This is a genomic window from Hoskinsella mucinilytica (genome assembly GCF_045223415.1).
Classification (GTDB): domain Bacteria; phylum Bacillota_I; class Bacilli_A; order Erysipelotrichales; family Erysipelotrichaceae; genus Hoskinsella; species Hoskinsella mucinilytica.
This window is the reverse complement of record NZ_JBEQZJ010000088.1, coordinates 1-4593: the sequence shown is the minus strand read 5'-3', so window position 1 is coordinate 4593 and position 4593 is coordinate 1. Positions and strand designations below refer to the sequence as shown.

Annotated in this window: 4 protein-coding genes; 2 read left to right on the top strand and 2 right to left on the bottom strand. The window is 28.2% G+C overall.

All coding sequences use genetic code 11. The features are described 5' to 3' along the window. The first annotated feature begins 218 nt into the window (after positions 1-218). Together UGRO018_RS17490 and UGRO018_RS17485 are read left to right on the top strand one after the other, a co-directional pair. Positions 219-899 (top strand): hypothetical protein, encoded by a 681-nt coding sequence (locus UGRO018_RS17490; RefSeq protein WP_416327798.1) that lies wholly within the window; start codon positions 219-221, stop codon positions 897-899. Then, the gene (locus tag UGRO018_RS17485) at positions 896-1168 is read left to right on the top strand and encodes a hypothetical protein (protein ID WP_416327797.1); all 273 of its coding nucleotides are present in this window, start codon (positions 896-898) and stop codon (positions 1166-1168) included. The genes UGRO018_RS17490 and UGRO018_RS17485 overlap by 4 nt, the downstream gene beginning before the upstream one ends. A gap of 482 nt (positions 1169-1650) precedes the next feature. On the opposite strand, the gene UGRO018_RS17480 is transcribed toward UGRO018_RS17485, so the two are convergent. Both UGRO018_RS17480 and UGRO018_RS17475 read right to left on the bottom strand, forming a co-directional pair. Continuing rightward, positions 1651-2922, bottom strand: a complete 1272-nt coding sequence (locus UGRO018_RS17480) for a hypothetical protein (protein ID WP_416327796.1) — start codon at positions 2920-2922, stop codon at positions 1651-1653. Between the two features lies 1 nt (position 2923). Further along, positions 2924-4593 (bottom strand): AAA domain-containing protein (locus UGRO018_RS17475; protein ID WP_416327795.1); only part of this gene is annotated, 1670 nt, incomplete at its 5' end.

Sequence of the window (4593 nt, the reverse complement as noted above, 5' to 3'; positions counted from 1 at the left end):
GATGAATTGTGTTCGTAGGGTATTTTGTGTTCCTAATAGTCCTTATTTTCCGTACCATTTAGTCCTTATAGTTCCATGGTTCCTTTATTGAACAAGTGGTTCTTATAGTACCATTGCCAGGATTTTGCCAGAAAACTTGAGACACTCATTATCCGTCACATAATATATTCTAGTCTATTTTAAGCCATAATTCAAGAAAAAAGAAAGAAGGTATTAAAATGGCTACTACCCCTAATCGAAAAGTAAGTGCTTCTTCAGCATACAGTAATGGTGAAAAACCTTTATCCAGAATAAATATAACTGACATTGATTTACTGAAACAATTTTTGAATAAGAATTACAATATACCTATTGATATTAAGATCACTTTAAAGCAATTAAGAGATTTTTTGAAAAAAAGTGGTAGATCTTCATGGCATCGAACATCAATATATGGAACAAAAACTAATTTCTATAGTTTTGCACATACAATCTCAGATGGAAAAGTAACCGATTTACGTTATTTAACCGTTGATCAAGTAAATGACATGAAGTTGTGTGAGTTCCTATATTTCATTACACAAAAGCCAGATAAAAAAACATCAAAGAATCCTCAAAATCAAACAGATTATTATTTTGCTGATGTTTCAGTTGGTACATGGGAAGATGTAAAACGCAAGCCGAGATTAGTCTTTCACAAAAAACAAGCATTGATTATGGGAAAATTTGCTTATATCTTAGGGACAGGAGAAAAGAAAAGAATTTCAGGAACTCATTTTCGAATTTTAAATTCATATACAGAAGAAATACCTCATAATTTTAAAGAAAAAGATATCGATGAAATAAAAGATTTTCTAAATTTTTCTTTAAAGCTATTTATATCGGAACTGATCCTTCATTGTTTGGAAAAGAAAGTATGATCATTACTATCAATTACTGTCCATTTGATGGAAACTTTCAAAATATGGAAGGAAGCCTAGGTCTGAGATACGCTTCGACAAATGAATATATGGGAAGAGAGTATGAAGTGTATGATCGAGGTAATTATTACTTAGCATACAAGCAAGGGATTGATTACCCAATCAGTGGTTCTGCATGGACTGGCGAAAATGATAATGAATCCATTTCCATACGTGTCCAGAGTAAGGATGACACGGGGGGTGTATGCAATCAATATACGAGCCAATAATTATAATCGAGGGTTTTCTTTGGGAATAGATCGCTTTTAAGATAATAGAATACAGATGGCAAGAGAAATATTAGATTTGATTAAATAAATATTTATTGAATTGAATAAATCTCTGTAGTTAAAATTTTTAATCATTAAATTTGTATACTTATAAAAGTATCATTGTACATAATAAGCTACCCTTCTTGAAAGGGTGCCTTTCCAAATGAAAACATCTTATTCAAATTACTATTTCATTGCATAAAGTATGAAAAGAAATGGGATATTGGAACAATTCGTGATTAACGTAAGACATCATTCAACTTATGATGAAAACGTATAATAGATTACATATATGAAAAGCACCATCCCTATGAGAAATTTAGTCATGGAGGTGATGCTTTTTGAATATAGATGATGTTTAAATTGATTTTGGAAATGTGATCCAAACGTATGGTATGTGAGATGTTGGGCGTAAATCACTCCCTCATACTCGATTTATATTATTGATTATCACCTTTTAAAATATCTACAACTTTTTCATTTGGTAATGTAAGATCAAAAAACATTTTTGATTCAATGTAACTTATAACTTTATTTGAATATGGAATGCCTCTTTTCATTAAATTTATTCCAACATATGGATAAAACATAAAAGACGTAGCATTCATATTCTTATGTGGTATGAATTTTAAATTTACTTTATTCCCAGCTTTGATAAGTTTATTTGAAAATGATTCAAAGCCTTTATCATTTTGATTATAATTGATAATCACTTTTTTGCTATTTGATATATTTCCTATCTCCACTAATACTTCTGAAAAATAATAATAACAATCTTCACAGTTTATTAACAAAAAATCAAAATCAAACTCTTTGCAATGTACTATATAATCAGCATACTCAGAAGGATAAAGCTTGAATCTTGCTGTTTGGTAATCATATTCAAATTCAGAGTTAAAATCAGGTAACTCGTTCTTTATTACTTTTTGAGAGAACCTATAATCTCTTTCAAAAAAACTTTCTAAGCTTGGATAGCACTTCTTTATTTGTTCATGAAATACCTTTGAGTATAATGCTTCATGACTATCAAAAATTTTCACCTCAATTTGTTCTGTTTGCTCATTTAAAAAAATGCTATATTTAACTCGTTGATAATTTAATGTAGTGTAATTAACATTAATAATTTTATAGATTTCCTTTGTAATAGCTTTGTTTCCAAAATGACTATCTTCTTTTTGTATGCTTTCATAAATAGAATTTAGTTTTGAAAAATGCTTTTTTAAATAATCAATATTTATATTAATTTCATCATTAAGTACAAGTTCATTCTTTTTTGGACGATAAAATTTAGTGTCATCACAGCATATAATTTCGTCTGTAATTAAATTAACCGCCATTCTATTTATTGTGTATTTATATTGCACTATTTCTTTATCTTCTTTTAAAGCATGTTCTCCAGTTGTAGTTAGCATAAGTTTGTTTTCTCTAGTATAAGCTAATTTTGATTGTATTAAATCAACAATAATTTCATCTAAAACATTTTTATCTAACCCCAATATTTCTTGTATTTTTGGTATTTCTACAATATTTAATTTACATAATCTCATGACAGTTGCATAAAAAATATTTAGTTTTCTTATATCTTGTATTAAACAATCAAAATTCGGTACTCTAAAAGGTATATAAATAAAGCCATTTTTTATGCAAATCCAATCATCTTTTTTATAATAATCTTTATAATTGCTTTCTATAATATTCTGCATTTTTCCCATATTAGTTTCCCTTCTCTAAATATTCAACGATTCTGCATCCTTTTTCTGATTTAAAATAATCAATTATTTCAGGAAATTTATTACCTTTTATCTCTGGTCGATATAAGAAATCCATATCTCCGATAATAATTAGCAATGTTTTAGCTCTTGAAAATGCTACATTCAAACGAGCTTTATGCTTTAAAAATCCAATATAATGCGATTTATTGCTCCTGACAGTAGAATATAAAATGATATCTTTTTGATTACCTTGAAAAGCATCAACTGTATTTATCTCAATATCGAGATTAGGTAAGTTAAGTTCTTTAACTATGTTGTCTATTGAGTATTTTTGCCCACTATATGCGGTTATTATTGCAACTCTTTTCCTTTGAGTACAATTTTTGTTTATTTCTAATAATTTATTTTTTATTATTTTACATTCTAAATCATTTTTATAAGTTCGTGTACTCTTCTTACCATGAACCTGTTCATTTCTGCGATTAACTGCCATTTTAGATGTACTAATCCATTCAAGAGCAATATTCTCATATCCTATTATTTCGCAATTTCTTTCTAAAGCTGAAACTCCATTTTGAATTTCATTATCATAAAACACCTTACTTATCATAGTTCCAATTACTGGATGCATTCTATATTGTGTTGATAAAATCTGCTTATTTTCTTTTGGAAATATCTCATAAATCCTTTCAAACAGACCTGTATCAAGATTTGATCTATCTAAATCATTTGGATGTGCGTTAATTATTTCATCATCTAAAACAGGTGGTAATTGTTTATGATCACCAACAAGTATAATTTTGCTTGCTTTATTTAGAGATATAGCTAATTCAGGAAAAGTGGCTTTAGCAGCTTCATCTATAATTACGTAATCAAAATTCAAGTCTTTAACAAATTTATTGGATAAAAAGCCTACACATGTTCCTGCAATTATATCAGCAGATTTTATTTGATAAAGCTCAGTTTCATTAGAAGTCTCTAATTGTTCCATCCAGTTTAATTGCAATTCAATTATTTTAGAATATTTATTGGCTAATGGTGTTTTTAGTTTGTTTTCTATACTTAATTTCATGTGGGTTTCAATATCAGTGATTTTTTCATCGCATATTGATTCTTTGTTTTTGATATCTACATATTTTTTCATTACTTCATAATCAATATTCAATTTTGAACATAGAATCTTTACGTTTTTGACACATTCTGTTTTAATTTTCTCTACCCACGAAGTCTGTACTGATTCCAAACCACATAATTCATTTATCTCTTCACTTATCTTATCACCTCTACCAATTCTAATGATGTTTGGCAAATTTTTGAATTGCTCATTGAGATCAGAAACCATTTTGTCTACTGCGGGATGGGATTGTGAAACAATTAACACTTTTTTTGATGGTAATTCAGGATGTAATCTATTTTCTAATATAATTTGCTGAATTATTTCAATAATTACATTCGTTTTGCCAGTGCCTGGAGGTCCCTGTATGATAGATATTGATGAAGAATATAAAGCCTTTCTAACTGCTTCTTTTTGAGCCAGGTCAAGTTTTTTATTAAAGTAATTGATTTTCTTTTCAAATAATTCAAAGCCAGGTTTATCAATACCTGTAATTATTTTCTTTAAATCAAAATTACAATTTTCCTCGTCGCGATCAATAATATCTAAGGCATCTA

What these genes read in the sequence shown, in the direction of transcription:
- UGRO018_RS17490 (WP_416327798.1), top strand. Translation starts at nt 219, where the DNA reads ATGGCTACTACCCCTAATCGAAAAGTAAGTGCTTCTTCAGCATACAGT.
- UGRO018_RS17485 (WP_416327797.1), top strand. Translation starts at nt 896, where the DNA reads ATGATCATTACTATCAATTACTGTCCATTTGATGGAAACTTTCAAAAT.
- UGRO018_RS17480 (WP_416327796.1), bottom strand. Translation starts at nt 2,922, where the DNA reads ATGGGAAAAATGCAGAATATTATAGAAAGCAATTATAAAGATTATTAT.